1 pseudogene is annotated in these 2516 nt (G+C 73.8%); it reads left to right on the top strand.

The features are described 5' to 3' along the window. A pseudogene (locus tag PQS31_RS16990) lies at positions 1-2516 on the top strand (cell surface protein); the annotation flags it as partial.

Below are 2516 nucleotides of genomic sequence, written 5' to 3'. Positions count from 1 at the left end.
GTGGTGTCGATCGGCAACGGCACCGGCACGGGCGGCTATCCGGCGACGCGCCGGATCACCAATCTCGCCGCCGGCATCAACGCCACCGACGCGGTCAACGTGGCCCAGCTCGAAGCCGTGGCGGACCTCGCAGAAGAGACCAGCCGCTATTTCCGGGCCAGCGGTGAGGGCGAGGCGGCGGTGAGCGGCGAGGACGCACTGGCGGCAGGCTCGGACGCGGCGGCGGACGGCGACTACAGCACCGCCGTCGGCTCGACCGCGCAAGCGCTCGATACCGGCGCCTCGGCATTCGGCAGCGGGGCGTTCGCGCTCGATACGAACGCAACCGCGCTGGGATTCAACTCGGTGGCGTCGGCGGCCAATGCCGTCGCCGTCGGCGCGCTGGCCGACGCCAGCGGCGAGTACGGCGTGGCGCTGGGCGCGGAGAGCCTGGCCAGCGGCGAACTCTCGACCGCGACCGGCGCGGCGGCAGTGGCCAGTGGCGACGGGGCGCTCGCCAGCGGTGCACTGGCCGAGGCCAGCGGCGTCGAGGCCACGGCGGTGGGCTTCTTCGCCGAGGCGAGCGGGGACGTGTCGACGGCGGTGGGCGCCGAGAGCGTGGCCAGCGGCGACGAAGCCGCCGCGTTCGGTTTCCGTGCCGACGCCTCGGGTGATTTCGCGACCGCCGCCGGCGGCAACGCCTCGGCCTCCGGCCTCAACAGCTCGGCCTACGGCAATGCGAGCACCGCATCGGGCACGAGCAGCGTGGCGCTGGGCGCCGATGCCACGGCCACGGGGGGCTACAGCACCGCGGTCGGCCAGGCGGCGACCGCGACCGGCCTCAACAGCGTGGCGGTCGGCGGATCGCTCGGCGGGCTCTACGTCACCGAGGCCTCGGGCGACTTCTCGACGGCGATCGGCGGCGCGGCCTGGGCGGGCGGCTTCAACAGCACGGCCGTCGGCAACTTCGCCGAAGCCGTCGCCGCCAACAGCGTGGCGCTGGGCGCGGATTCGATCGCCGATCGCGCCGACAGCGTGTCGGTGGGCAGCGCGGGCAACGAGCGCCAGATCACCCATGTCGCCGCCGGCACCGAAGCCACCGACGCGGTGAATCTCGGCCAGCTGGAAGAGGCCACGGCCAGCAACCGTTATTTCCGCGCCAGTGGCGACGGCGAGGCCTACGCGGTCGGCGACGACGCGACGGCCGCGGGCTCCGACGCCTACGCCGAAGGCGCCTACAGCACCGCGCTGGGCGCGAGCAGCAGCGCGTTCGCGCAGGGCGCCACCGCCGTGGGCAGCGGCGCGCTGGCACAGAGCCAGAACGCGACCGCGGTCGGTTTCAACGCGGTGGCCTTCGGCCAGAACAGCGCGGCCTTCGGCGCCGGTGCGCAGGCCGAGGGTGCGGCGAGCGTCGCGATCGGCGGCAATGCGGTCGACGAGAACGGCAATCCCCTGCTGACCCTCGGGGGCGTGCCCGTGGAGACCGCGGCCACCAGTGCCGGCGTCGCAGGCACGGCGGTGGGCGCCAGTGCCGATGCGTCCGGCTTCGCCGGGTCGGCCTTCGGCGTGGGGGCCACCGCGTCCGGCGAGGTGTCCTCGGCGTTCGGTGCCGTGGCGACCGCCGCCGGTGATGCGTCGACGGCGATGGGCTATGCCTCGGCGGCGAGCGGCGTGGATTCGACTGCGATCGGCTCGTACTCCGTGGCCTCGGGCATCAACAGCGTCGCGGTGGGCGGCGGTGCCGGCTTCTTCAATCTGTTCCCGACCGAGGCCTCGGGCGATTACTCGACCGCCGTCGGCGGCGCAGCCTGGGCCAGCGGCTTCAACAGCACCGCGGTCGGCAATTTCTCCACCGCATCGGGTGACGACTCGCTGGCGCTGGGTTCGGATGCCGTCGCCTCGGGCGCCGGCAGCGTGGCCCTGGGCCAGGGCTCGCTGGCCGATCGCGACGACAGCGTGTCGGTGGGCCGCACGGACAACGAGCGCCAGATCACCCACGTCGCTGCCGGCACCGAAGCCACGGATGCGGTGAATCTCGGCCAGCTGGAGCAGGCGACGCAGTACAACCGCTACTTCGCCGCGTCCGGCAGTGCCGACAGCGACAATGCCGCCTACGTCGAAGGCGACTACGCCACGGCGGCGGGCGAATCGGCCAGCGCGGTCGGCCAGGGCGCATCGGCCTACGGGAGCGGCGCGCAGGTGTTCGGGCAGGACGCGACCGCGGTGGGCTTCAACGCGACCGCGTATGCGGACAACGCCGTTGCACTGGGTGCGTACAGCGAGGCCACGGGCGAATCGAGCACCGCCGTCGGCCAGGCGGCCAATGCGTCGGCGCTCGGCGCTTCGGCGCTGGGCACCTCGGCCCAGGCCTCCGGCCCGTATGCGACGGCCGTGGGCGCCGAAGCGAACGCGTCCGGCCAGCAGGCGCTGGCCAGCGGCTTCCGCGCGATTGCCTCGGGCGACGGGGCGACGGCGACCGGCAGCTACAGCGAGGCGACGGGCTTCCTGTCGACCGCGCTCGGCTACGGCGCCGATGC

The sequence above is a fragment of the Luteimonas sp. BLCC-B24 genome (genome assembly GCF_028550595.1).
In the GTDB taxonomy this organism is placed as follows: domain Bacteria; phylum Pseudomonadota; class Gammaproteobacteria; order Xanthomonadales; family Xanthomonadaceae; genus Luteimonas.
This window is presented reverse-complemented; position numbering and strand designations above follow the sequence as displayed.